Source organism: Devosia nitrariae, from assembly GCF_030160115.1.
Lineage (GTDB): Bacteria > Pseudomonadota > Alphaproteobacteria > Rhizobiales > Devosiaceae > Devosia > Devosia nitrariae.
The window spans coordinates 709,677-735,698 of sequence record NZ_BSNS01000011.1 but is presented as its reverse complement, the minus strand read 5'-3'; the positions used below and the strand labels follow the sequence as shown (position 1 = coordinate 735,698).

Below are 26,022 nucleotides of genomic sequence, written 5' to 3'. Positions count from 1 at the left end.
TGATCCACCGGATTTTGGCCGTATTCGTGGCGGATGGACGGTTTTTCGGGTAGCAGGAGGTCCTATGCCCGGCGAAAGCAAACGGAAGACGACGATGCTCAATGGATTTTGGAATCGGACCAGGGCAGCGCTGGCTGCCGGCCTGTTGCTGGCGGCCATGGGCGCGGCACCGAGCGTAGCGCAAGCCGTGCGCGTGATGGTCAACGGCGAACCGATCACCGACAACCAGGTTGCTCAGCGCGTCAGGCTCTTTGCCATCGAGGGCAACAATGCAGGCACCAATGGCGCGATCAGCCAGTTGATCGACGAAGCGCTGATGGTGCAGGAAGCCAAGCGCATGGGCGTGACGGTGAGCAGTGCCCAGATCGATGCGGCCTATCTGCAGGTGGCGCGCAACATCAAAGTGTCCAAGGAAGTGCTCGACCAGATGATGCAGCGTCAGGGCATCGGCATCGAGACGCTGCGCGACCGGCTCGAGGCGTCGATCGCCTGGAACAGCGTCGTGGAGAACGCCGTCGCGCCGCAGGTCCAGATCTCCGACCTCGAGCTCGAGCAACAGGCGGCCGCCCGCGCCCAGGCGAGCGAAAGCTTCGACTATATCCTCAAGGAGATCATTTTCGTTGCTCCCGGCGGCCAGGGTGCCAGCGGGCGCGTCGGGCAGGCCAACAGCTATCGGTCAGCATTTGCGGGCTGCGACAGTGCGGTCGAACTCTCGCTCAATTACACCGACGCAGCCGTCGTCGATGTCGGCCGACGCCATGCCACGCAGCTTCCCGACGCCATTGCCGGCGAGCTGGCCGGGATGAATGTCGGGGGCATCACCAAACCCCGTGTGACCGACCGAGGCGTGTCTATGCTCGCTGTCTGCGAGAAGGCACAGGCCAACGACCTGACCTTCATCAAGGGCGAAATCCGACGGGAAGCCGGCCAGGGCGCGATGGAAACGGCGGCGGACAAGCATCTCGCCGACCTGCGCGCCAGAGCCAAAATCGTCTACAATTAGGCGTAGCGTTCGCGCATTGACTACCGAAGGCGGCGCAGGGTCTGAAGGACCGCGCGCCGCCTTCGTGCGTGGCGCGCATTCGAGCTTTTCACGTTCTGAAAGAACCAGAACGTGAGCTCTAAGTTATTGAATTGTCGCGTTTTCGAACCGCAAAAGTGGTATCCACTTTTGCTGAAAACGCTCTAGAGGGGAACGTCATGCACAAGCCGTTGGCGATCAGCATGGGCGAGCCAGCCGGCATCGGCCCCGATCTGATCCTCTCCGCCTATGCCGGCCGCGCCGAGTGGTCCCTGCCCCCGTTCTGCGTCTTCGCGCACCGCGGCTTCATGCAGGCCAGGGCGGAGCGCCTGGGCTTCGGCTTTCAGCTCCTCTCCACCACGCCCGACGAGGCCGACGCTGCCTTCGATCGCGGGCTGCCGGTGATCGACATCGAAGGGATGGTACCCGACCATCCCGGCAGGATCAGCCCGCTTTCCGGCCATGCGGTGATCGCAGCGATCGAAGCGGCGGTCACGGCCACGCTCAAGGGAAGCTGCCGGGGTGTGGTGACGGGACCGATCCAGAAGGCGGCGCTCTACAATGCCGGCTTCCGGCATCCCGGCCATACGGAGTTCCTGGCGGCGCTCTGCGCACGGGGAGCCGCGCCGCGGCGGCCGGTGATGATGCTCGCCCATGGTGGCCTGCGTACAGTACCGCTGACCATCCATGTGCCTCTTAGGGACGTACCGCGGCTCATCACCGCAGAAACGCTCGCCGAGACGTTGCGCGTCGTTCACCATGACCTGCGGCAGCGCTTCGGCGTCGCAGAACCCAGGATCGCCGTGGCCGGGCTCAATCCACACGCGGGGGAAGCGGGCTCGATCGGGCTCGAGGAGCTCGACCTCATCGCCCCGGCGATCGCCCAGCTCGTCCACGATGGGCTCGACATCGTCGGTCCCCTGCCCGCCGACACACTGTTTTATCCGCCGCACTGGCGCACATACGATGCGGTAGTGGCCATGTATCACGACCAAGCGCTGATCCCCATCAAGACCGTGGCGTTCGACGAGGCCGTCAACGTCACCTTGGGGCTGCCGATCGTGCGGACCTCACCCGACCACGGTACGGCCCTCGACCTTGCCGGGACCGGCAAGGCTTCCCCCAAGAGCTTCATTGCTGCCATCCGCATGGCTGATGAGATGACACAGGGCCAAGACCACGCATGAGCCAGATCGACACCCTGCCGCCGCTGCGCGAGGTCATTGCCGCTCACGGCCTGCGCGCGCGCAAGGAACTGGGGCAGAATTTCCTGCTCGACCTCAACCTGACGGCGCGTATTGCGCGGGTCGCCGGCCCGCTCGAGGGCGTGCGCGTCATCGAGGTCGGCCCCGGGCCAGGTGGATTGACCAGGGCCCTGCTGGCCGAGGGCGTGCGCGAGGTCATCGCCATCGAGCGCGATACGCGAGCCTTGCCCGCGCTCGCCGAGATCGCCGAAGCCTATCCCGGGCGCCTCACCGTCATTTCCGGCGATGCGCTCGCCATCGACTATCGCGCATTGGCCGATGGGCCGACGCGCATCGTTGCCAACCTGCCTTACAATATCGCAACGCCACTCCTTACCGGCTGGCTGACCCTCGACCCGTGGCCGCCGTTCTACGAGAGCCTGACGCTGATGTTCCAGCGAGAAGTGGCCGAGCGCATCTGCGCGAGGCCAAGCGAGGACGCCTATGGCCGGCTGGGCGTGCTCGCCGGCTGGCGGACAGACGCACGCATCGCCTTCAATGTGGGCCGCCAGGCCTTTACCCCACCGCCCAATGTCACCTCGGCTGTCGTGCATCTGCTGCCCAGGCCGGTCGCCGGCGACGTTTTGGTACGGCACCTCGAAGAAGTGACCCGCGCGGCTTTCGGGCAGCGGCGCAAGATGGTGCGACAGAGCCTTAAAGGCACGGGCGTACCCGTCGATGGCTTGCTCGCCGCGGGTGGCCTCAAGGGCGACGAGCGGGCCGAGGACTTGCCGGTCGAGACCTATCTTGCCATGGCAAGGACTTTGCCGGGCTTGCGCAGCTCAAGCGTTTCCCGATCCGATTAATCGAAATGCAGAGGTAACCTAGCTAGTCTTGCTGATGGACGTTGGTGACCTCCCTCAGGTCTGGAATTACTCGGAACTAGGGTGGAAGAGCGCATCAGAAATCCTGCGCCAGAATCGACCTCTGCGCCCTGACGGCCGAGTGGAACGTGGCGGCCCCTGGTCCGCCGCGATCGCCTGCCTTTGAGGCCCCCGAGCGCGCGCACCCGCGCCGCCTCCCGAGCGACCTCGAGGGCAGCGAGGTCACTTTTCTTCTCTCAGTTTGCACGAGCCAGTCCACCGGGATCGGTGCCGTTTGGCCCTGATCGACTGCGACGCCAGTGATCTGATGTTGGCTTGGTCTTCAATCTGCCCGGATAGACGGAATGATAACGTCCTCCAGAAGACCATAGGCACGCATCCAGGCTTCACTGTCGCCGTAGAACCCGGCATTCACCACCAACACCAGATCGAGATCGGGAACGATCAACAAGTTCTGGCCGCCCCATCCGGATCCTTCGATGACCTTCAGTCCGCCCTGGGTCTGACAGAGCCACCATTGGTATCCATAGCTGCAGCCGTCGACAGCTTCGGCGTGGGATACGGTTGAGATGGCTATCCATTCTGCTGGCACGAGTTGCCGACCGTTCCACCGGCCCGATTGCAGAACCAATTGACCGAGCTTGGCAGTATCGCGCGGCCGCAATCGCAGGCCCGCTGCAGCATAGGGGAGACCATTGTAGTCGGTTATCCACTCGAACCGCTCTATGCCGAGCGGTCGGAACAGCTCCTCCTCCGCAAATTCGATAAGGTCCCCGGCGGTCCCACGCCTGATGATTTCCGCGAGAAGCGCTGTTGCTCCGCCCGAATAGGTCCATACGGTTCCGGCCGTCACGGAGATGGGCCTGTCCAGCGCGAACCGAATGCTGTCGGAAACCCGGTACATCGCGTTTTCGGAATTGGAGAACTCGCCATAGGGTTGGCTCATCTCGTCCCACTCGAGGCCCATGGTCATCGAGAGGGCATGGGAGACCAGGATCTCTCGACGCCGTGGGTGACGTGGGAGGTCGGGATATTCGGGAAATGCGCGGAACAATGGCGTATCGAGCTGCGGTACGAGACCGTCTTTCAGTGCGATGCCGTAGAGAAGGCCAACGACGCTCTTGGTTATCGAGCGTATGTCGTGGAGCCTCTCCGGGCTGAACACGACGCCCTCCTTGGTCAATCCAAAGATCTCGTCGTCGCCACTGAGATACCGCTCGTAGACGAGCTTGCCGCCACGCGCCAGCACGACGGAGTGCACCCCGTCATAGAAGTCGCCACCGAGCGCTGTATCGAGTTGATCGGGTAGGTCAGCGGCGAAATTCATATCGGATGGGGTTGCTGTCTGCCAGTCCGAGCCTTGAGCCGAACCGCTTGCGAGGAGCGGTTGTGCGATCGTCGCCAGCAATACGAAGGTCCAACTGCGTAGTGAAACGAAAACGGTATGGGTGTTCATCGTAGGTCCTCCAACTCCTTGATTGAAGCTGCGCCAAGCAAGCAGAACTGCTAGACTACCTGGTGAAACACTCTCATCGAGCAATGCAGATGAGCCTTCGATTGGACGATGTTCCGGGGCCCGGTGCAGCCGCTGCCAAAGCTCGTCTCTTTGGCTGGTGGCGTCCCGAATTCGCGCCGAAACTCTTCCGAAATTCTCCGGATACGATCGAAAATTTGCTGCAGATCGGTGCTGTCCGCGTGAACCTGCGCACCGGGGAAGTGCACGCCACCGATGGTTCGGTGACGGTTCTGCGCCCGAAAACGGCCGCCATCCTGGGAGTGCTTTTCGCGCGTGCCGGCGAGTTGGTCACCAAGGACGAACTGCTCGACAAGGTCTGGCCGCAAACCAGCATCGACGAAGACGGGCTGGTGCAATGTATTGGTGAGATACGGCGCGCGTTCGGGGAGGATGGAAAAAGCCTACTGCGCACCCATGCCAAGCGAGGTTACTCGCTGCACTTTCCCCAGGGTTCGGGAGAACCGGTAGCTCCGCCCACCAAGCGCCGGCGCCTTTGGCAGCTCGGCGCGATTCTGACAGTCGTCCTGTTAGCGGCCCTCGCCTTGGCAGGGCGAGAGGCCGTCTGGGCTCCACCTCGGGCCAACGTGGAACCTCAGGTCGTTGCGGTGTTCCCGTTCGAAGCGTTGACCGGCGGCACGCGGTGGGACCGACTATCGCGCGCGCTCACGCAGGACATCATCGCCGATCTCGCGCAGAACTCGTGGCTCCACGTGTTGGCGGACGCGACCACGCGCAGTTACGGGGCGGCGAGTCCGGCCGCTGCGGCCGAGCTGGGCGCGGACTATTTCGTTAGCGGCTCGCTGCAGGTCGAAAGCGGGGTCGTTCAGGTGAACGCCGACCTGATCTCGGCAGAGACCGGTCGTCAGCTTTGGTCGAAGCGCATCGAGGGACCGGTCAGTGATCTCCTCGGCCTCCAGCGATCCGCCTCCAACGCCCTGGTCGGCGAGCTGGCGGCTCAGTGGAATGGGCCAATTGCAGAGGCCACTCGCGCGACGGCACGGCAGAGGGGTATCGACAATCTCGACGCCTATGAACTCTACCTCCTCGCGTGCGACAAGGTGGCAAGCTACACGCAAGAGGACCTCGCCGAGGCAGTGGGCATGTATCGGCGTGTCGTTGCCATGGCGCCCGAGTTCGGGGAGGCATGGGCGCAGCTCTCGCTGACCATTTACAATTCGGTTACGCCCAACATGAGCGAAGGCGAGATGGAGCGTATGTGGCAGGAAGGCCATGCAGCCGCGCTCGAGGCTTACCGCGTCTCACCCGAAAATCCGCACGCTATCGCCCAGGCCGCGAATGCCGTCCGATGGGATGATCCCGAACAGGCCGAGCGCATGGTTCGGCGCGCCGCTGAACTAGCCCCTAACAATGCCGACATCCTTGCGTATCTCGCGTTCAGGGCAACGCACTATCCCGCCCTTGCGGAGGAAGCCGAGGGGTGGATCGCTCGGGCATTCGAGCTCAATCCGCGCCATCCTGATTGGTATCACTGGAACCGCGGCGCCGTGCTCATGGTGGTCGGACGGTACTCGGAAGCAGTGCAAGCATTTGCGCTGGCACCGGACCACATCGAAGTCAAAGCTGACCGCATTGCCGCACTTGCCCTTGCCGGAGATATACCCGCAGCACGCCGCGCATTGAGCGAGCTGATGGTCGAGGCTCCGCAATTCTCTATTTCTTTTCACAAGAACGCTGCCGGGTTTGCCGATGAGGTCGGCGAAATCTTCGCTCGCGGATTGAGACTGGCCGGCGCCGCCTCTTAATGCCGAACGGGCAGAACCGTCGGTTCAACGCGCTCTCAGATCGAATCGATCTGGCTCTGCAAGCCTTTGACGAAGCTGTCCAAATTGACCTGACGCTCACGGGAGAGACGGGCTGAGGCGAGGATGGAGCGGACACGCTGCGTCGAGACCTCCAGATCCTCGTTGACGATCACATAGTCGTATTCGTTGTAGTGGGCCATTTCGACGCGGGCGTTCTTCAGGCGCTTCTCGATGCTGCCAAAGCTATCCTGGGCACGGCGTTCGAGGCGCGTCCTCAGCTCCTTGATCGAGGGTGGCAGGATGAAGACCGTCACCATGTCGGAACGGCACTTCTCATAGAGCTGGAGAGTGCCCTGGTAGTCGATGTCGAAGAGGATGTCGTTGCCGGCAGCCAACTGCTCTTCGACATGAGCGCGCGGCGTTCCGTAGAAATTGCCGTGCACCTGCGCGCTTTCCAGAAGCTCACCATCGGTGCGCATGCGCTCGAAGGTCGGCACGTCGATGAAGTAATAGTGCTTGCCTTCCACCTCATCGGTGCGGCGGGCACGGGTGGTGACCGACACCGAAAGACGAATGCTGGGATCGGCGCCGAACAGTGCCCGCGAGATGGAGGACTTGCCCGCGCCCGAGGGCGAGGCGATCACCAGCATGACCCCGCGGCGCTGAAACTCCATCTGCCCCCACCTACTCGATGTTCTGAACCTGCTCGCGTAGTTGATCGATCGCCGCCTTGAGGTCAAGGCCGATAGCGGTCAGTTCCACGGCGTTCGATTTCGAGCAGATCGTGTTGGCCTCGCGATTGAATTCCTGAGCGAGGAAATCGAGCTTGCGCCCAACCGGCCCGCCGCTTTCGAGAAGGCTGCGAGCGCTGGCGATATGGGCGGTGAGGCGGTCGAGCTCCTCGCGGATGTCGGCCTTGGTGGCGAGCAGCAGGGCTTCCTGGGCGAGGCGGTCCTCGCCGATCGCGGCGGCATCCTCCCCCAAAAGGGCAAGCTGTTGGCGCAGTCGCGCTGCGATGGAATGGCGGCTGCGAGCCGGATGCGTCTCGGCGCGGGCGACAAGCGCTGCGATCTCCTCGACACGCATCAGGAGCGTTGCGGCAATGCGTCCGCCCTCCTCCCGCCGCGCCGCCTGGAGACTGTCGATGGCATCGGCGGTCGCTTGCAGGATGGCGGCACTGAGCGTCGCCTCGGCATCGGGAGCGAGCGGCGCCTCGCGCTGTTCGAGCACGCCGCGCAGCGCCAGTATGCCGTCGAGGCGAGGCCTTTCCGCATCTACCTTGCCGGCGAGATCGCGCAACGCGTCGAGGACCGTGGCAAGCGCCTGGCGGTTGAGGAAGACCTCACCGCCGTTGGTATCGCGCTCGACGGTCAGCGTGAAGGTGATCGATCCTCGCGAAAGGTGTGTGGCAAGCAGGCGCCGCAGCTCAGCTTCGAGCGCGTCGAATCCCGGCGGCAGCCGGGTGCGGATGTCGAGGCCGCGTCCGTTGACCGAGCGCAGCTCGCAGGCGAAATGCGCCCCCGGCACAGCGCCGGAAGCGCGGGCATAGCCGGTCATGCTGGCGAGGGCAGAGTGTCGGGTCACTGGCTTTCGGCCGCCGGCTCGCTCGCAGTCCCCTGATCCTCGGCCTCGGCCGCTTCGGCCGCTTCGAGCGCTTCACGCGCGGCCTGGGCCTCGCGCTCGGCCTCGGCGGCGGCCTGGGCCTCAATCTCGCGCCAGCGGGCGACGTTGCGCTGATGCTCGTCGTAAGACTCGGCAAAGACATGGCCGTCGGACGGTACAGGACCCTTGGCGACGAAATAGAGATAGGCGTGGTCGTCGGGGTTGGCGACGGCCTCGAGGGATTCGCGCCCTGGGTTGGCGATCGGCGTCGGCGGCAAGCCGTCGATCTGATAGGTGTTGTAGGGGGTTGTCGCCTCGATCTCGGACCGGCGCAGGCCGCGGCCGAGCGTCGACTGGCCCTTGGTTATGCCATAGATGATCGTCGGGTCCGATTGCAGGCGCATGGGGACCTTGAGACGGTTGACGAAGACCGCTGCCACCTGCGGTCGCTCGCTGGCAAGGCCCGTCTCCTTCTCGACGATCGACGCCAGGATCACCAGTTCTTCGGGCGTTGCGATCGGAAGGTCGGGCTGACGCTTCTCCCAGACCTCGGCAACGGTCTCGGCCATTGCCTTCTGCATCTTCTCGAGCACGCTCTCGCGTGTATCGCCGGGCGTATAGTCGTAGCTGCCGGGTAGGATCGACCCTTCAGCCGGCAGGGACGAGATCGAGCCGGTGAGGTTGGAATCGTCGTTGAGGCGCTGGATGACGTCCCAGGAGGTGACGCCTTCGGGAAGGGTGACCGCGTAGCGGATCGGTCGGCCCTCGGTGATCTCGGTCAGAATGTCGGCCATGCTGGCGCCGGCGGGGATATTGAAATCGCCTGCCTTGACGTTGGCTTGCTTGTCGAGCGCGCGTCCGCCGAGCTGAAAAATGAAACGGTTGGTGATGAGGCCCTGGTTCTCGAGCCGCTCGGAAATGGAGCCGAGGCCGCTGCCTTGCTCGACCCGGAAGACGGTCCCCTCGGCAAGCGGACCATCGCCGTAGAACTGGGCGGCCCCATAAACCAGCACGCCCCCTACCGCCAGCATCCCGAGGACAATGAGCGAGAGCAACCCATTGAGGATTTCGATAAACCCGTTGCGGCGGCGCGGTCGGGCCCGCCGGGATTTGCGGTCGGCCATCGGTTCGGTTCACCTCTTGTCGGCCCAGCTGGCGGGGCGGCCACGGACCTTTGAATCACGTTTAGGCGCCAATGCGGCGCAATCGCGGGCATTTTTGGAGGTTCGGCGGCGGCAAGGCAAGCCTTGCCGCAAGCACACATGCGCAATTCAACCGATTTAGGTCAGGCGACCTTGCGCATGACGAGCGTGGCGTTGGTGCCACCGAACCCGAAGGAATTGGAGAGGGCCACATTGATCTCCTTCTTAAGGGCGACCTTGGGCACCAGGTCGATCTCGGTTTCGACCGACGGGTTGTCGAGATTGAGGGTGGGCGGAGCGACGTTGTCGCGCATGGCCAGGGCGCAGAACATCGCCTCTACCGCGCCGGCCGCACCGAGAAGATGGCCGATCGCCGACTTGGTCGAGCTCATGGCGACCTTACCGGCGGCGTTGCCGAGGACGCGGGTGACCGCGCCGAGCTCGATCTCGTCGCCGAGCGGCGTCGAGGTGCCGTGCGCGTTGATGTAGTCGATATCGGCGGGGGCAATGCCGGCGCGCTTGATGGCCGCGCTCATGGCGCGAAAGCCCCCATCCCCGTCCGGGGACGGTGCGGTGATGTGGTAGGCATCACCTGACAGGCCGTAGCCGATGATCTCGCCGTAGATCTTAGCCCCGCGCGCCTTGGCCCGCTCGTACTCCTCGAGGATGACGATGCCGGCACCCTCGCCCATGACAAACCCGTCTCGATCCCTGTCATAGGGGCGCGAGGCCTTCTCCGGCTCGTCGTTGAAGGCGGTCGACAGCGCCCTCGCCGCCGAGAAACCGGCGAGCGACAGGCGATTGACGCAGCTCTCCGTACCGCCGGCGACCATCACGTCGGCATCGTCCAGCGCAATGAGCCGGGCGGCATCGCCGATGGCGTGGGCACCGGTCGAGCAGGCGGTGACAACGGAGTGGTTGGGGCCTTTCAAGCCCCAGCGGATCGACACTTGGCCGGACGCAAGGTTGATCAGGCGCCCGGGGATGAAGAACGGGCTGATGCGCCGGGGACCCTTTTCGTGGAGCGTGACGGAGGCATCATAGATGCCGCCGACCCCGCCGATGCCCGACCCGATGAGGACGCCGGTACGTTCCTGCTCCTTTTTGGTCTTGGGCTCGACCCCCGCGTCGGCGATCGCCTGGGCGGAGGCTGCCATGGCGTAGACGATGAAGGGATCGACCTTACGCTGCTCCTTGACCTCCATCCACTCGTCGGGATTGTACTTGCCGTCCGCATAATCCCCGAGCGGGAGGCGGTGGGCGATCTGGCAGGCTATGTCGTCCACCTCGAAATCGTCGATACGCTTGGCGCCGCTCCTACCGGCCAGGAGGTTAGCCCAGGTTGCCTCGACACCGCAGCCCAAAGGGCTGACGATACCCATCCCGGTGACGACGACGCGGCGTAATTCCATATCGACAATTCCAGCTCGTTACGACTTAGCCGACAGCCTTCTGCAGGAAGCCGACGGCATCGCCGAAGGTCTGGATCTGCTCGGCTGCGTCGTCGGGAATCTCGACGGAAAACTCTTCTTCGAACGCCATCACCAGTTCGACCTGGTCGAGCGAATCCGCACCCAGATCATCGATGAAGCTGGCCTTCTCGGTGACCTTCTCCGCATCCACATTGAGGTGCTCCACAACGATTTTGCGGACCCGATCAGCGATATCGCTCATGTTTGACTTCCCTTTTGAAATCGACGTTTCGTTGGCTTCTTATTGGCGCATCGCCAAGTATTCAAGCACGTGTTGCATCCCGGCCGGCCCAGTGAGAGCCGACTTTAGGCGCGCTTTCGGGCCCTCGCAAGAGAGCCACAAATCCGCAACAGGGGCGCGCAGTACCATACTTCATCAGTCTTTGCCATAAGCCAGATTCCCGCTTCTCACGGCTAAATCATGGCCATGCCGCCATTGACGTTGAGCGTATGACCGGTGACGTATCCCGCCGCGTCACTGGCAAGGAATACTGCACAACCCGCGACCTCCGCGGCCGTTCCGAGACGACCGGCCGGAATCGTTGCGAGAATGCCTTCGCGCTGCTTGTCGTTGAGCTCGTCCGTCATCGCCGAGCCGATGAAGCCGGGGGCGATGGCGTTGACGGTGATGCCGCGCGATGCGACCTCATGGGCAAGCGCCTTGCCCATGCCGATGATGCCGGCTTTGGAAGCGGCATAATTGCCCTGCCCCGGATTGCCGAGGACGCCGACGACCGACGAGACGTTGATGATGCGCCCGAAGCGCTGCTTCATCATGCCCCTCAGGACCGCGCGCGAGAGATGGAAGGCGGCGGTGAGGTTGACGGCGATCACCTCGTCCCACTCCTCGTTCTTCATGCGCATGAAGAGATTGTCGCGGGTCATCCCGGCATTGTTGACGAGGATGTCGAGCCCGCCGAGCGCGGCCTCGGCGGCCGGCACGAGCTTGTCGACGTCATCGAGGTTGGAAAGGTTGCATGGCAGGATCGGGCACGCCTTGCCGATTTCCTTTGCCGTGTCCTCCAACGCGCCGACGCGCGTACCTGAGAGCGCAACGCTGGCGCCGGCAGCGGCCATCGCCTTGGCGATCTCACGGCCGATACCGCCACTGGCGCCGGTAACGAGAGCGCGTTTGCCAGAAAGATCAAACATTTGCACGTTCCTGATCGGAAATTGATTCAAGCTCTTGAGGTATCGATTTTAGTCTTGCGCGAGCGCAGCGACGAAAGCGTCGATATCACCCGCCGCACCGACGGCGGTGGCCACCGCGTCGGGGCTGATGCGGCGGGCAAGGCCGGTCAGCACCTTGCCGGCTCCGATCTCGGCAAGATGCGTGACCTGGCCCTCCCGCGTCATCCAGGCAACGCTCTCGCTCCAGCGCACGGAGCCGGTGACCTGCTCGATCAGCCGCCGGCGAATCTCTTGCGGGGCCTCGATCGGCGCGGCAAGGACGTTCGAGACCACCGGGACCGACGGCGCACGCATGTCGACCTCGCTCAACGCGGCAGCCATCGCCTCTGCGGCCGGCTGCATCAGCGAACAATGGAACGGGGCGCTGACGGGCAGCATCAGCGCGCGCTTTGCGCCCTTGGCTTTGGCGATATCGACCGCACGCTGCACGGCATTGATGGCGCCGGAGACCACCACCTGGCCCGGCGCGTTGTCGTTGGCGACCTCGCACACCTCGCCCTCGGCAGCCTCGGCGGCGAGGGCGGCAGCCGTCTCGAGATCGAGCCCGAGGAGCGCCGCCATCGCGCCGTGGCCGACGGGCACGGCCTTCTGCATGGCCTGGCCACGGGTCTTCAACAGCCGGGCTGCGTCGGCGAGAGCAAACGTGCCGGCAGCGCAAAGGGCCGAATATTCGCCGAGCGAATGGCCAGCCACGTAAACGGCGCGCTCAGCGAGCCGTACGCCCCTCGCCTCGAGCACGCGCATCACCGCCATGCTCACCGCCATCAGGGCCGGCTGAGCGTTCTCGGTGAGACGCAGGGTCTCCTCGGGTCCCTCGAACATGATGGCGGAAAGGTCCTGGCCGAGCGCGTCATCCACCTCGTCGAACACCTGCCGGGCTTCGGGGTAGGCCCCGGCAAGATCCTTGCCCATACCGACGGCCTGGCTGCCCTGGCCGGGATAGGTGAATGCGTATCGCGCCATGCGGCGGCCTCCTCCTGCGCGGCCTTGCAAGTGTCCATGGATGGACGCGGCCGCAAATCGTTGGTTGGCCGCCAAGCTACGCCAAGGGGCGAAATGCATGCAAGCCGGGGCCGCCGCATGCCCTTGCCGGACCGGTCTGTCAAGACCGGCATCCGATTGGGGCACCGGCGACATCGGCAGGAATTTTGAACCCGGCACTGAACGAATGCGGATCATGCTCGTTCTGCTCTCGATCAGACTTGGGGAGATTTCCAGTGAGATATTGCGTTCTGACCGCCGCGCTCGGCGCCATGGCCCTGTTCGCAGTGCCAGCGTTTGCCCAGGAGACACCGGAATCGGTTGTCGAGGGGGAACTACAGTTTGCCGAGGAGGAGGTCGCCAGCGGCCTCGAAGGACCGTGGGAATTGACCTGGGGGCCAGACGACATGCTGTGGGTGACCGAGCGCACCGGCAAGCGCGTCACCCGCATCGACCCTGAATCGGGCGAGGCGTCCGTTGCCATAACCATAGACGAAGTGTCGGCGCCGGGCGGCCAGGACGGGCTGCTGGGCCTTGCCCTCCATCCGGAACTGCTCGAAGGCACCGGCAACGACTACGTTTACGTCGCCTACACCTATGTCGACGAAAGCGAAGATCCGGACCCGACGATCACCGATCCGGCAAGCCCTTACCTCCACCTCTACACCAAGATCGTGCAGCTCACTTATAACGAGGCGGATGAGACGCTGACCGACCCGGTCGATCTCATCACCGGCATGCCGGCGAGCAACGACCACAATTCCGGCCGGCTCAAGGTCGGGCCGGACATGAAGCTCTATTATACGATCGGCGACCAGGGGAACAACCAGCTCGGGAACGTGTGCATCCCGATCGAAGCGCAGCGCCTGCCGACGCAGGCGGAGCTCGAAAGCGAGGATTATATCGCCTATGTCGGCAAATCCTTGAGGCTCAACCTCGACGGTACAGTTCCCGAGGACAATCCTGAGATCAGCGGTGTCGTTAGCCATGTCTACAGCTATGGCCACCGCAACATGCAGGGCATCGATTTCGGGCCGGACGGCACGCTCTACGCCTCCGAGCAAGGCCCCAAGACCGACGACGAGATCAACATCCTGCAGCCCGGGGCCAATTTCGGCTGGCCCCATATAGCCGGCTTCAAAGACAACATGGCCTATGAATATGCCCGTTGGGCGGAGGCCAGCACGCCCTGCGGCGAGCTGACTTTCAGCGATATCGAGATCGACCCCTCGGTGCCGCGCGAGCCGGAGACGGCCTTCAACCAGCCGTTCGTGCCGCCGATCGCCACGATGTTCACCGTGCCCAGCGACTACGACTTCACCGATCCGGTCTGCGAGGGCATCGACTTCATCTGCTGGCCGACGGTGGCTGCCTCGAGCATCGAATACTACCAGACCCGGGCGGGCGGCATTCCCGACTGGGAGAGAGTGCTGCTGGTGACGACGCTGAAGCGTGGCTCGCTCTATACCGTGCCGGTCAGCACCAACGGACACACGGCCGAAGGGCCCATCACCCGCTACTTCCAGTCCGAAAACCGGTTCCGCGATACGGCCGTCAGCCCGGACGGCCTGACCATTTATGTCGCGACCGACCCCAGCGGACTGGCAGAGGCGCTGGAGGGCGGGACAACCACGACGATGGAGAACCCGGGCGCCATCCTCGCCTTCACATATGAGGGCGATACCGAAGGCGTCGAGGAAGACGCGACTGGCGAGCCGCGGCCGGAAAACGAACCGGAGCCCGCCCCGGCGGATGAAGCAACCCCAAGCGAAGACGAAGCTCCAGCCGAAGACGCAGCTCCGGCCGAAGAGGGAGCCACCGAAGGACAGAGCGGGGCGGCGGCGGCGGCAGGCAACCCGCCTCAGTTCACCGCCGAGCAGGCGGTGTCGGGTAAGACGGCCTATAATTCCAACTGCGCCGTCTGCCACGGCAGTACGCTGAGCAACGGCACCTTCGGCACGCCGCTCGCCGGCCAGTACTTCGAAGGCAAGTGGGTCGGACAGACGGTCGGCGCACTCTTCGACTATGCCCACACCATGCCGCCGGCCTCACCCGGTTCGTTGCCCGACGAGACCTATGCCGACATCGTCGCCTATATCCTCGAGGTCAACGGGATGGAGGCAACCGGCGAGGAACTGCCGGCGGACAGCGAAGCGCTCAGCGAAATGGAGATCCAGTAGCCTATTCTGCCTCCTCGTCGGGCCGCTGAACTGCGGTCCGGTCAAATCGAGACCGCCGTGGTGTTGGCGCCACAGAGCAGGATACCAACGCGCTCGTCCGCTTTCGGCCGGTAGCGGCCCGCCCGCTGAGGCTATCGAGTTGTCGCGCTTTCGAACCGCAAGGCAGTGTCCGCTTTTGCTGAAAGCGCTTCGGGCCCGTCCCCCTTGCTTTTCCGGGCCTTTGCCCCTATAGCGACGCCAGCATTCGTTTGGCCGGGGGCTGAACGGAGGGTCGGCCTATCAGCCGACAGGTCGCCCGCGGGCGTCCGGCCTCCCGTGTTCCCGCTCTTTGAGAAGACTGCTTTGAACGCCTTTTCCGGCTTTCAAGGAGGCTCCGCGCCAGCGAAATGTGTATCGTCAACGGACACGACAAAAGGCGTACAATGGCCCTTTACGAACACGTTTACCTGGCTCGCCAGGACATCAGCCAGCAGCAGGTCGAAGATCTGACCAATTCGCTCAGCGAAATCCTGTCGGCGAATGGCGGCAAGATCGGCAAGACCGAATACTGGGGCCTCAAGGGCCTCTCCTACCGCATCCGCAAGAACCGCAAGGCGCACTACACCCTTCTCAACATCGACGCGTCGCCGGCGGCCGTCGCCGAGATGGAGCGGCAGATGCGCATCAACGAAGACATTCTGCGCTTCATGACCGTGCGCGTTGACGAGCTCGAGGAAGGTCCCTCGGCCATGATGCAGAAGCGCGACGAGCGCGGGGATCGCGGTGACCGCCCCGGTGGCGACCGCTTCGGCGGCGACCGCCGTCCGCGCCGCGCCTAGAGCCATTCCCGTTCCGATTTAATCGGAACGAGAGCTCTAAATTGTTGAATTGGCGCGTTTTCGAACCGCAAAGGTGGTGTCCACTTTTGCTGAAAACGCTCTAAGAGAAGGAACACGAAGAAATGGCCATCAAGGACCTTACCACTGCCCAGGCCCGCCGCCCCTTCCAGCGCCGGCGCAAGACCTGCCCGTTCTCGGGCGAGGGCGCTCCCAAGATCGACTACAAGGACGTGCGCCTGCTTTCGCGTTACGTTTCGGAGCGCGGCAAGATCGTGCCGAGCCGCATCACCGCCGTTTCGGCCAAGAAGCAGCGTGAACTGGCCCGCGCCATCAAGCGCGCCCGCTTCATCGGCATCATGCCCTACGCCATTCAATAAGCTCGCTGGGACGGCGATCTAGCGGCAATCGGCTGCACTTCCGGTGCTCACGTACGAAAGTACGCTCCGCTCCGGTTCTCGCCGATCACCACTATCTCATCCGTCCCACCGGCCTCTTGAAAGCGTAGGTGGCATACTCGTGCCATACACAGGCACATCGCTGGGGTCGCGGATGGTCCGCGGCTTCTAACCATCGACACGATGGGACAGCACCGAAAGGACAAGAAATGAAAGTCATTCTGCTCGAGCGCGTCGGCCGTACCGGTTCGATCGGCGACGAGGTTACCGTCAAGGACGGGTACGCCCGCAATTTCCTCCTGCCGCAGGGCAAGGCGCTGCGCGCCACCGAAGCCAACCGCGCCCGCTTCGAGGCTGAGCGCACTGTCATCGAGAAGCGCAACGAAGAACGCCGCAACGCGGCCGCCGGCATTGCCGAGGGCCTCAACGGGCGTTCGGTGATGATGATCCGCCAAGCCGGCGAGACCGGCCAGCTCTATGGATCGGTCGCCTCGCGCGACATCGTCGAGGCGCTTGCCAGTGACGGCTTTACCGTCCAGCGTTCGCAGGTCGACCTTGCCGATCCGATCAAGACGGTCGGCGTCCACACCGTCGCCCTGCTCCTGCATCCGGAAGTTGCCGTGTCCATCTCCGTCAACGTCGCCCGCTCCGAGGACGAGGCCCTTCGCCAGGCCAAGGGCGAGGATCTGACGGTGACCTCCTATGATGAGGACACCGAGGGCGACTTCTCGGCCGGCCAGGCCGATGCCGCGTCCGACCGCACCGAACTCGGCGGCGAGGAAGAAGCCTGAGGAGAGGCTCGCGAGCCTTACTTTTCAAAGGCCGGGCCTACGCCCGGCCTTTTTTGTTTAGAGCGACTCGCCGGTGATTCACCGGTTTTGCGTCCACAAGAAGACGAATCTGATATCCTTGCTTTGCCCACTGTTCACAGCCCTTTTGCCCGCTGGAGAACTATTCGGCGGGGTCGGGCGTGACGGGCCTTGTCTCGGGTCCACGGACGGTTAAGAGACGCTTAACTTTTTACGAGGGGATCGATGGCAGAGGTGCAGCGGCTTCGCCCGGCTGAAGACAAGTCGTTTCGGTTGGCGCCTCACAATGTGGAGGCCGAGCAGGCTCTGCTCGGCGCCATCCTCGTCAACAACGAAGCGTTCTACCGCGTCTCGGATTTTCTCGAGCCCGAGCACTTCTACGAACCGATCCACCGTGAGGTCTACGAGGTCTGCGCCAAGTTCATTCGCGCGGGCAAATCGGCCGATCCGATCACCATCAAGACGCACCTGCCCGAGGCGCTGACCGCGGACATGACCATGCCGCAATACCTGGCGCGGCTGGCCTCGGAGGCGACGACGGTCATCAATGCGGGCGACTACGGCCATGCCGTCCACGATCTGGCTCTACGCCGGGCGCTCATCCTCATCGGCGAGGAGATGGTTTCGACGGCCTATGATTCGGAGGTCGACCAGCCGCCCGAAAAGCAGATCGAGGAGGTCGAAGGCGCTCTCTTCCAACTCGCCGAGAAGGGCCGTTACGACGGCGGCTTTCAACCGTTCAACGCGGCGCTGACCGAATCCATCCGCATGGCGGCCGAAGCCTATCAGCGCGACGGCGGTCTCTCAGGCGTCGCCACCGGACTCCAGGAACTCGACCGGCAGATGGGTGGCTTGCAGAAGTCGGACCTCATCATCCTTGCCGGGCGTCCGGCGATGGGCAAGACGTCACTGGTCACCAACATCGCCTTCCACGTCGCCAAATCGTGGCGCGCGGAGGTGCAACCGGACGGACAAAACAAGACGGTGGACGGGGGCGTCGTCGGCTTCTTCAGCCTCGAAATGAGCTCCGAACAGCTCGCGACGCGTATCCTGGCCGAGCAGGCGGAGATCTCCTCTTCGGACATAAGGCGCGGACGCATCCACGACAGCCAGTACAACAAGCTGGTCGATGTCTCCAACATGATGGCCCGCATTCCGCTCTATATTGACGATACAGGCGGTATATCGGTCGGCCAGCTGGCCGCCCGCGCGCGGCGGCTGAAGCGCCAGAAGGGGCTTGATCTGCTTGTGGTCGACTATCTGCAACTCCTGACCGGCTCCAACAAGTCGTCGAGCCAAGGGCGCGTGCAGGAGCTGACGGAGATCACCACGACGCTCAAGGCCCTGGCCAAGGAGTTGGAGGTGCCCGTCATCGCGCTCTCGCAATTGTCGCGACAAGTGGAGTCACGTGACGACAAGCGCCCGCAGCTTGCGGACCTGCGCGAATCAGGCTCCATCGAGCAGGATGCCGACGTGGTGATGTTCGTCTATCGTGACGAATACTACCTCAAGAACAAAGAGCCCAAGGAGGGCACTCCGGAACATTTGACCTGGCAGAGCGAAATGGAGAAGGTGCACGGCGTTGCCGAAGTGATCATCGGTAAGCAGCGCCATGGCCCCACGGGTACGGTGCCGCTTTCCTTCGAGGCGCAGTACACACGCTTCGGCAACCTCGCCCGGGCCGACTATCTGCCTGAACGGATGGAATAACACGAAGGGCGGGAATGGCCGCAGTCACTACTGGCCTCGGGGGTCAGCTGACGATCGATCTTGCGGCGCTGGCCCGCAACTGGCGCGCGCTCGATACGGTATCGGCGGGTGCGCTGACGGCTGCCGTCGTCAAGGCAGATGCCTACGGCATGGGGATCGCCGAGGCGAGCAAGGCGCTGGCAGCGGCCGGTGCGCAATTCTTCTTCACCGCCACGGTCGATGAGGCGCTCGCCGTGCGTGCGGCCGTGCCGCAGGCGCACATCTTCGTGCTCAACGGACTTTATCCAGGTGCAGCCAATGTCTATGTACGCCAGCGCTTGATGCCTGTCATTTCCTCGATGGCGATGCTCGAGGAGTGGCTGGCCAAGTGCCTGGAACGCAACGAGGCCTATCCGGCCGCCTTCCATTTCGACACGGGCATGAACCGTCTTGGCTTTCGGCTGAACGAAGCGACGACGGTGCGCGAGCGCATCGACCTGATCGGCTTTGCGCCGCAGATGATCATGAGCCATCTCGCCTGCGCCGACCAACCCAACCACGAGAAGAACCGCACGCAGCTGGCGCTCTTCCAGTCGATTCTGACCCATTTCCCGCAAGTGCCGGCTTCGCTTGCCAATTCGGCCGGGCTGATGACGGGTCGCGACTACCATTTCCAGATGGTGCGGCCGGGCATCGCCCTTTACGGCGGCCGCGCCGTCATCGGACGCAAGAATCCGATGGCAAACGTGGCAACGCTCCATGCCCCGATCCTGCAGGTCAAGGAAGGGCGCACCGGCGAGACCGTCGGCTATGGGGCGGCCTTCACGCTCTGGCGCGAAAGCCGGCTCGCCATCATCGGGCTCGGCTATGCGGACGGGTTCCTGCGTTCACTTTCGAGCACCAATTCCCGTCCCGGCGGCAAGGTCTGGCTGCGTGGCAAGCTCTGCCCAGTCCTCGGGCGCATCTCGATGGACCTGACCATCGTCGACATCACCGACCTCGGGTCCGACCTGCCAAAGCCAGGCGAAGGGGTGGAGGTGTTCGGGCCCCATATCAGTGTCGACGACCAGGCCGACGCCTGCGGCACCATCGGCTACGAGCTGCTGACGGCCCTCAAGGGACGCTATACGCGCAATTACGTGGGCGGCGCCGAGGAACCCTAGACAACGGGCGCTGCCTTCTCGTCGCCGCGAAGGCGATGTTCTCCGTCTGTTCTTGAACAGATTGCTGGTTGCTGTTATCGGAGAGTGACCGATCAGCGGTCGCGACACTAGCGGGACAAGCCCTTGGCCAGACTGAAATCCTCGTTCGTTTGCCAGAATTGCGGGTCCGTCACGGCGCGGTGGGCCGGGCGCTGCGATTCCTGCGGGGAATGGAACACCATCGTCGAGGAAGTCGTCGACAGCGGTATCGGCGCCGGGCCGAAGTCGGCCAAGGCCAACGGCAAGCCGACGCGGCTGGTGCCGCTCTCGGGCGAGACAGAGAGTGCGGCGCGGGTGACGACCGGTCTTGCAGAACTCGATCGGGTGACCGGAGGCGGGTTCGTCAAAGGGTCCACGCTTCTCGTCGGCGGCGACCCGGGCATCGGCAAATCAACCCTGCTGCTGCAGGCGGCCGCAGCGCTGGCAGGCGATGGCCGGCGGGTCGTCTATGTCTCGGGAGAGGAGGCCGTGGCGCAGGTGCGGCTGCGCGCCCAGCGCCTGGGGCTGGGCGAAGCCGAAGTGATGCTGGCGGCCGAGACCAATGTCGAGACGATCCTGGCGACCCTCGAGCAGGGCACCGCGCCCGATCTCGTCATCGTCGATTCCATCCAGACGCTATGGACCGACCGGGTGGAGAGCGCGCCGGGCACGGTCACGCAGGTCAGGACCTCGGCGCAGGCACTGACGCGCTTTGCCAAGAAATCGGGCGCGGCGGTGGTGCTGGTCGGGCACGTCACCAAGGACGGACAGATCGCCGGACCCCGCGTCGTCGAACACATGGTCGACGCGGTCCTCTATTTCGAGGGCGACTCCAGTCACACCTTCCGCATACTGCGCGGGGTCAAGAACCGGTACGGGGCCACCGACGAGATCGGCGTCTTCGAAATGACGGCGCTGGGCCTCACCCAGGTCGCCAACCCCTCCGCTCTGTTCCTCGATCAACGCGACGAGGGCGCCGCGGGATCGGCGGTCTTTGCCGGCATGGAGGGTACACGCCCGATCCTGATTGAAATCCAGGCGCTCGTTGCCCCCTCTCCGCTCGGCACCCCGCGCCGCGCGGTGGTCGGCTGGGATTCGGCGCGGCTTTCCATGGTGCTCGCGGTGCTCGAGACCCGCTGCGGGGTGAGGATCGGAGCCAACGATATCTACCTGAACGTTGCCGGAGGGTTGAAGATCAACGAGCCGGCAGCGGACCTGGCGGTCGCCGCCGCGCTCATTTCCTCGCTCACCAACTCGCCCCTGCCGACGGATGCGGTCTATTTCGGCGAGATTTCGCTGGCCGGCGGCATCAGGCCGGTGGTGCACGCGGCACTACGGCTGCGCGAGGCGCAAAAGCTCGGGTTCGGATCCGTGTCGACCGGGCGGCTGAGTGCCGCCGACCGATCAGTCGACCTCGCCGTTTCCGAGTTCACGGAACTCGCCGAGATCGTGGGACGGATTGCGGCTGCAGGCCAACCGGCAAGCGTCCGCGAGGACGCCTATGGCGGTAGACATGAGGTCTCCTGAAGCGTGGCATAGGCAGCAAATTTTGCATTAGGGCCATGGAACGTCGCAGGGCGGCCTCCGTCTTCCTGACATAACCTGTCAGCAAAACTTGATAGGCTGGATGGGCTGCGTTGGACTGCAGTCCTAAAGCCGGCCACCACTCCACCCGGAGTCCGATTCCATTTGCCGGAACCTCGATAGCGCGCCGATCCGGAACAACGCCGAGAGCGAAAAATGAAGCCGCATCACCGCATCTTCTTCATCCAATTTGCCCTGGCGTTCTCGATGGGGGCGCTGCTCGCGCGGCTGCCTGACCTGCAGTTGAAGTTTGACCTGACCGAAGGCCAGCTTGGCCTCCTGCTCGTCACCATGTCGTTTGGCGCCCTGTTCAGTTTGACGTTCTCGGGTCGGCTTGTCGAAAGGTTCGGGGCTCGCGCCGCGGCGTACGTCACCGTCTTTGGAGCGTCGATCCTCTATGCGCTGATCCCCTGGGCGCCTTCAGCTCTGATGGCCGCGCCACTGTTCTTTATTGCCGGCATTCTGGCGGGAGCGTTCGAGATCAATGTCAATCTCGAGACAGATCGCCACGAGGCCCTGCTCGGCTATCGCATCATGAGCCGCGCGCATGGCATGTGGAGTTTCGGCTTTTTCGTAACTGCCTTTGTCGCGGCGGGCCTCCGGCAAGCTGCGATCTCCATCGAACTGCACACCTCCATGGTGCTGGTCGTCATTGTGATCGCAGGATGGATCGTCTTTTCCAAGATCGAAAATGCGCCCAGGCGAGCGGACGGTCATGCCGGTGATTCTCCGCTCATCGCGTTTCCGACAATCGGGCTGCTACCCTTTGCCTCATCGGCGCCGCGCCGCTTTTCGCCGAGGGCGCGGGCGTCGACTGGTCGGCGATCTATATGCGCGACGTCTTTGCGGTCGAGCCATTCGTTGGCGGCCTCAGCGTGACCATCTTCTCCTTGCTTATCGCTATCGCACGGTTCAGCCTTGACCCCGTGGCCGACCGCTACAGCCCGCGCTCGGTGGCCGCCGTGCTGCTCGGCATCGCGGCCATCGGTCTTATGACGGTCGCGACAGCGCCACACCCTTACGTCGCGCTCATTGGCTTTGCTCTCATGGGTATCGGCTGTTCCTCGGTCTATCCGCTTGCCATCTCGGCGGCGGCGCGTCGCACCGATCGGCCGGCTTCCGTCAACGTCGCTGCGCTTGGGCAGATGACATTCGTGGTGTTCTTCGCCGGGCCGCCGCTGCTCGGTTTCATTGCTGAACATTTCGGTATCCGCTTCTCGTATTGGGCTGTGGTGCCGATGATCATCGCGGCGCTCCTCGCCACCAAGGCGCTTGCCGGCGCCGATGCTGGACGTGGGCCATCCGAACCTGCGCACCCTATGGCCAATACACTGCGCCCGAGCTCTCCGCCGCGGGGTGCAGATCTCAGTTAGAGCCCGACGCGATCTGATCGGATTGGCGCACGCGCTGCAGATTTTCGTTGATGCGAACTTCTTCGTGAGAAACCGGGTCTGTTTTTTCGCCTCCCGCTCCGGCGATAGAGGCAAGCCGTTGCTTTTTGAGAACAACCCGGAGCTTAAGCCCCACAATGCTTGGCATTGCTGCGCAAAGCCGCTAAAGGTCCGGCAGCAAGACTTTAGCAACGAATTGGGCAGGCTCTTCTGACATGCTGACGGCTTTCGATGTGGGCGTTGGGATTCTGGTGCTGATCTCGGCGATCCTGGCCACGGCGCGCGGGCTGACCCGCGAGGTGCTGTCGCTCGCCACTTGGGCGGGCTCAGCGGCCATCGCCATCTACATGTGGCAGTACCACCCCGAGATCGCTCGCCAGTACATCGCCGAGCAGGTGGTCGCGGACGTGGCGACGGTCATCGTCACTTTCATCGTGGCTCTGATCGTTCTGCACCTCATCACCATGCGCATCGCCGATTTCGTCGTCGACAGCCGCATTGGGCCGATCGATCGGACCCTGGGCTTCGTCTTCGGCGTACTGCGCGGGCTTCTCATCGCCATCGTCATCGTTATCTTCGGTCTCTGGCTCCTCCCGAACAACCTGCCGCCATGGGCGGCCAACAGCCAGACGCTGCCGCACCTAAAAAACATGGGCGACACGTTGATCGCCATGCTCCCGGACAACCTCGAGGAGCAGGTGACGCAGGTGCTGCGCGGCGGCACCGGCATCACCGAGGAAGAGGGCACTGCCCCCGCCGCACCGCTGGATGAAGGCACTGATTCGACCGAGGACAGTACGCCCCTGCCCTCGCCTCAGGGCCTGGAGCCGACGCCCGGCGCAAACGTCGGCGCGTGATTTCGGCCGGTTGCTGACTGGCCATGTTCCCGATGGGGAACAAAGACCCAGACTGCTGTTGAGGGCAGACTTGGAATGGAGAGTTCGGTGAACCATCACCCGAGCATCGACGACGATCTCTATGGCGACACCCTGCGCGAAGAGTGCGGGGTGTTCGGCATTCTGGGGCATCCGGAAGCGGCGACGCTGACGGCTCTGGGCCTGCATGCCCTGCAGCATCGTGGCCAGGAGGCCGCGGGTATTGTCTCCTTCGACGGACGTCAGTTCCATTCGGAACGCCAGCTGGGGCTCGTGGGCGATCACTTCACCGATCCCGCGACCCTCAACCGTATTCCGGGCAGCATGGCCATGGGGCACGTGCGCTACTCGACCACCGGCGAAACGATCCTGCGGAACGTGCAGCCGCTGTTTGCCGAGCTCGAAGTCGGCGGCATCGCCATCGCCCACAACGGAAACCTCACCAACGGGCTGTCGCTGCGACGGCGCCTCATCGCGCAAGGCGCCATCTGCCAGTCGACGTCGGATACCGAGGTGGTCCTTCACCTTATCGCCCGCTCGCAGCGCACCTCCTCGTCCGACCGCTTCATCGACGCGCTGGGGGCCATCGAGGGCGCTTATGCAATGATCGCGATGACGCGCACCAAGCTCATCGGCGCGCGCGACCCCAACGGCATCCGGCCGCTGGTGCTGGGCGAGCTCGACGGCAAACCGATTTTTGCCTCCGAGACCTGCGCGCTCGACATCATCGGGGCCAAGTTCCTGCGCGACGTCGAGAACGGCGAGGTGGTCGTTGCCGAAATCCAGCCGGATGGCGAGATCACCATCGAATCGTTCAAGCCCTTTCCCAAGCGCCGCGAGCGCATCTGCCTTTTCGAATACGTCTATTTCGCCCGCCCGGACTCGATGGTTGCCGGGCGCAGCGTCTATTCGGCACGCAAGCGCATGGGCATGAACCTCGCCCGGGAGGCACCGGTCGAGGCGGACGTCGTGGTACCGGTGCCGGACGGGGGCACGCCGGCAGCCATCGGCTACGCCCAGGAAAGCGGCATCCCGTTCGAGCTCGGCATCATCCGCAACCATTATGTTGGCCGCACCTTCATCGAGCCGACGCAGCAGATCCGTGCCTTCGGGGTCAAGCTCAAGCATTCGGCCAACCGGGCCGAGATCGCTGGCAAGCGCGTGGTGCTGATCGATGATTCGATCGTGCGGGGCACCACGTCGGTCAAGATCGTGCAGATGATGCGCGAAGCGGGCGCGAGCGAAGTGCACATTCGCGTGGCGAGCCCGATGATCTTCCATTCGGACTATTACGGCATCGACACGCCCGATCCCGAAAAGCTGCTGGCCAACCAGTATTCGAGCCTTGATGAGATGTGCCGTTTCATCGGGGCGGATTCGCTCCAGTTCCTTTCGATCGACGGGCTCTACGACGCGGTCGGGGGCGAACGGCGCAATCCGCACGCGCCGCAATTCACCGATCATTATTTCACCGGCGACTACCCCACGCAGTTGACTGATCTGAACGGCCGCTCCAAGAACGAACCCAAGCAAATCTCGCTGCTTAAAGAGGCCGGTTAATGCAAGACGAAAAGGATCTTCAGGGCAAGGTCGTGCTGGTGACAGGCGCTTCCCGGGGGATCGGTTATGCCGCGTCTTTGGAAGCGGCACGGCGTGGCGCTCATGTCATTGCGGTGGCGCGGACCGTCGGGGGACTCGAGGAACTCGACGACGAGATACAGGACCTCGGCTCCTCGGCAACGCTGGTGCCGCTAGACCTCAAGGACGGCGACGCCATCGACCGGCTGGGCGCAGCAATCTTCGAGCGCTGGGGCGTGCTGGACGGGCTCATCGCCAACGCCGGCATGCTCGGCGTGCTCTCGCCCCTGCCGCATGTCTCGCCCGAGGATTTCGAGAAGGTGATGACCATCAACGTCATCGCCAATTACCGGCTCGTTCGTTCGCTCGACCTGCTGCTGCGCCAGTCGGAAGCCGGACGAGCGGTCTTCGTCTCCTCGTCCTCGGCGCGCTCGGCGCGGCCCTATTGGGGGCCCTACGCCGCGAGCAAGGCGGCGCTCGACGCCATGGTCAAATCCTGGTCGGCCGAGATGGAGCAATCCCGGGTCAAGGCCAATGTCTTCTATCCGGGCGCCGTGCGCACCGCCATGCGGGCCAAGGCGATGCCGGGCGAGAACCCGGAAACGCTGCCCCAGCCCGCCGAAATCGCCCCGAACCTCGTCAATCTCGTATCGCCGACCCTCGACGAGACCGGCAGGCTCTACGACATGCGCACGGGCGAATTTTCCGATCTCTGATCCGAACCAGACGTTCGAAAAAAGGCCCGTTCCAACGTTTTCGCAACCGT

Annotated in this window: 22 protein-coding genes and 1 pseudogene; 15 read left to right on the top strand and 8 right to left on the bottom strand. The window is 63.8% G+C overall.

All coding sequences use genetic code 11. From position 1 onward, the window contains the following. Nucleotides 1-94 precede the first annotated feature (94 nt). The 3 genes from QQK18_RS14010 (at nt 95) to rsmA (ending at nt 3,071) form a co-directional block, all read left to right on the top strand. Nucleotides 95-1,003, top strand: coding sequence for a peptidylprolyl isomerase (locus QQK18_RS14010; RefSeq protein WP_284340945.1), 909 nt, complete (start codon nt 95-97; stop codon nt 1,001-1,003). A 197-nt stretch (nt 1,004-1,200) separates the two neighbouring features. After that, the gene (gene pdxA, locus QQK18_RS14005; protein ID WP_284340944.1) at nt 1,201-2,208 is read left to right on the top strand and encodes a 4-hydroxythreonine-4-phosphate dehydrogenase PdxA; all 1,008 of its coding nucleotides are present in this window, start codon (nt 1,201-1,203) and stop codon (nt 2,206-2,208) included. Beyond that, on the top strand, nt 2,205-3,071 hold the full coding sequence (gene rsmA / locus QQK18_RS14000; RefSeq protein WP_284340943.1) for a 16S rRNA (adenine(1518)-N(6)/adenine(1519)-N(6))-dimethyltransferase RsmA: 867 nt from the start codon (nt 2,205-2,207) through the stop codon (nt 3,069-3,071). Before pdxA ends, rsmA begins: the two co-directional genes overlap by 4 nt. A gap of 340 nt (nt 3,072-3,411) precedes the next feature. On the opposite strand, the gene QQK18_RS13995 is transcribed toward rsmA, so the two are convergent. After that, nucleotides 3,412-4,545, bottom strand: a complete 1,134-nt coding sequence (locus QQK18_RS13995; protein WP_284340942.1) for a serine hydrolase domain-containing protein — start codon at nt 4,543-4,545, stop codon at nt 3,412-3,414. 239 nt (nt 4,546-4,784) lie between these two features. Between QQK18_RS13995 and QQK18_RS13990 the strand changes: the two genes are divergently transcribed. Then, nucleotides 4,785-6,368 carry a winged helix-turn-helix domain-containing protein gene (locus tag QQK18_RS13990; RefSeq protein WP_284340941.1) on the top strand — a complete coding sequence of 528 codons (1,584 nt, stop codon included), beginning with the start codon at nt 4,785-4,787 and terminating at the stop codon, nt 6,366-6,368. A 35-nt stretch (nt 6,369-6,403) separates the two neighbouring features. Here the strand turns inward: QQK18_RS13990 and gmk are convergent, their stop codons facing one another. The 7 genes from gmk to fabD all read right to left on the bottom strand — a co-directional run bounded on the left by gmk (nt 6,404) and on the right by fabD (nt 12,738). Further along, complete coding sequence (gene gmk, locus QQK18_RS13985; RefSeq protein WP_284340940.1) at nt 6,404-7,042, bottom strand: guanylate kinase; 639 nt, start codon at nt 7,040-7,042, stop codon at nt 6,404-6,406. Nucleotides 7,043-7,052: 10 nt separating this feature from the next. Beyond that, nucleotides 7,053-7,952 (bottom strand): YicC/YloC family endoribonuclease, encoded by a 900-nt coding sequence (locus QQK18_RS13980; protein WP_284340939.1) that lies wholly within the window; start codon nt 7,950-7,952, stop codon nt 7,053-7,055. Then, a complete protein-coding gene (gene mltG / locus QQK18_RS13975) occupies nt 7,949-9,094 on the bottom strand; it encodes an endolytic transglycosylase MltG (RefSeq protein ID WP_284340938.1) in 1,146 nt (381 codons plus the stop codon). The genes QQK18_RS13980 and mltG overlap by 4 nt, the downstream gene beginning before the upstream one ends. Nucleotides 9,095-9,255: 161 nt before the next feature. Next, the gene (fabF, locus tag QQK18_RS13970) at nt 9,256-10,524 is read right to left on the bottom strand and encodes a beta-ketoacyl-ACP synthase II (RefSeq protein ID WP_284340937.1); all 1,269 of its coding nucleotides are present in this window, start codon (nt 10,522-10,524) and stop codon (nt 9,256-9,258) included. A gap of 25 nt (nt 10,525-10,549) precedes the next feature. Beyond that, complete coding sequence (locus tag QQK18_RS13965) at nt 10,550-10,786, bottom strand: acyl carrier protein (protein ID WP_284340936.1); 237 nt, start codon at nt 10,784-10,786, stop codon at nt 10,550-10,552. Between the two features lie 212 nt (nt 10,787-10,998). Further along, nucleotides 10,999-11,736: a 3-oxoacyl-[acyl-carrier-protein] reductase gene (gene fabG, locus QQK18_RS13960; RefSeq protein ID WP_284340935.1), complete on the bottom strand. Its 738-nt coding sequence runs from the start codon at nt 11,734-11,736 to the stop codon at nt 10,999-11,001. Between the two features lie 48 nt (nt 11,737-11,784). Beyond that, a complete protein-coding gene (gene fabD, locus QQK18_RS13955; RefSeq protein ID WP_284340934.1) occupies nt 11,785-12,738 on the bottom strand; it encodes an ACP S-malonyltransferase in 954 nt (317 codons plus the stop codon). A gap of 254 nt (nt 12,739-12,992) precedes the next feature. Between fabD and QQK18_RS13950 the strand changes: the two genes are divergently transcribed. The 11 genes and pseudogenes from QQK18_RS13950 to QQK18_RS13900 all read left to right on the top strand — a co-directional run bounded on the left by QQK18_RS13950 (nt 12,993) and on the right by QQK18_RS13900 (nt 25,972). Beyond that, entirely contained in the window at nt 12,993-14,936 is a 1,944-nt protein-coding gene (locus QQK18_RS13950) for a glucose/sorbosone family PQQ-dependent dehydrogenase (protein WP_284340933.1), read from the top strand. Between the two features lie 422 nt (nt 14,937-15,358). Further along, complete coding sequence (rpsF, locus tag QQK18_RS13945) at nt 15,359-15,754, top strand: 30S ribosomal protein S6 (protein WP_284340932.1); 396 nt, start codon at nt 15,359-15,361, stop codon at nt 15,752-15,754. A 122-nt stretch (nt 15,755-15,876) separates the two neighbouring features. Beyond that, a complete protein-coding gene (rpsR, locus tag QQK18_RS13940) occupies nt 15,877-16,131 on the top strand; it encodes a 30S ribosomal protein S18 (protein ID WP_379994296.1) in 255 nt (84 codons plus the stop codon). 227 nt (nt 16,132-16,358) lie between these two features. Continuing rightward, nucleotides 16,359-16,940: a 50S ribosomal protein L9 gene (gene rplI, locus QQK18_RS13935; RefSeq protein ID WP_284340931.1), complete on the top strand. Its 582-nt coding sequence runs from the start codon at nt 16,359-16,361 to the stop codon at nt 16,938-16,940. Nucleotides 16,941-17,183: 243 nt separating this feature from the next. Next, nucleotides 17,184-18,668 carry a replicative DNA helicase gene (locus QQK18_RS13930; RefSeq protein WP_284340930.1) on the top strand — a complete coding sequence of 495 codons (1,485 nt, stop codon included), beginning with the start codon at nt 17,184-17,186 and terminating at the stop codon, nt 18,666-18,668. A gap of 14 nt (nt 18,669-18,682) precedes the next feature. Further along, on the top strand, nt 18,683-19,810 hold the full coding sequence (gene alr / locus QQK18_RS13925; RefSeq protein WP_284340929.1) for an alanine racemase: 1,128 nt from the start codon (nt 18,683-18,685) through the stop codon (nt 19,808-19,810). 123 nt (nt 19,811-19,933) lie between these two features. Continuing rightward, on the top strand, nt 19,934-21,355 hold the full coding sequence (gene radA / locus QQK18_RS13920; RefSeq protein ID WP_284340928.1) for a DNA repair protein RadA: 1,422 nt from the start codon (nt 19,934-19,936) through the stop codon (nt 21,353-21,355). Between the two features lie 213 nt (nt 21,356-21,568). Next, a pseudogene (locus tag QQK18_RS13915) lies at nt 21,569-22,785 on the top strand (MFS transporter). 233 nt (nt 22,786-23,018) lie between these two features. Further along, nucleotides 23,019-23,660, top strand: a complete 642-nt coding sequence (locus QQK18_RS13910) for a CvpA family protein (RefSeq protein WP_284340927.1) — start codon at nt 23,019-23,021, stop codon at nt 23,658-23,660. 87 nt (nt 23,661-23,747) lie between these two features. Continuing rightward, nucleotides 23,748-25,238: an amidophosphoribosyltransferase gene (purF, locus tag QQK18_RS13905; RefSeq protein WP_431307855.1), complete on the top strand. Its 1,491-nt coding sequence runs from the start codon at nt 23,748-23,750 to the stop codon at nt 25,236-25,238. Continuing rightward, nucleotides 25,238-25,972, top strand: a complete 735-nt coding sequence (locus QQK18_RS13900) for an SDR family NAD(P)-dependent oxidoreductase (protein WP_284340925.1) — start codon at nt 25,238-25,240, stop codon at nt 25,970-25,972. The genes purF and QQK18_RS13900 overlap by 1 nt, the downstream gene beginning before the upstream one ends. The last annotated feature ends 50 nt before the right edge of the window (nt 25,973-26,022 follow it).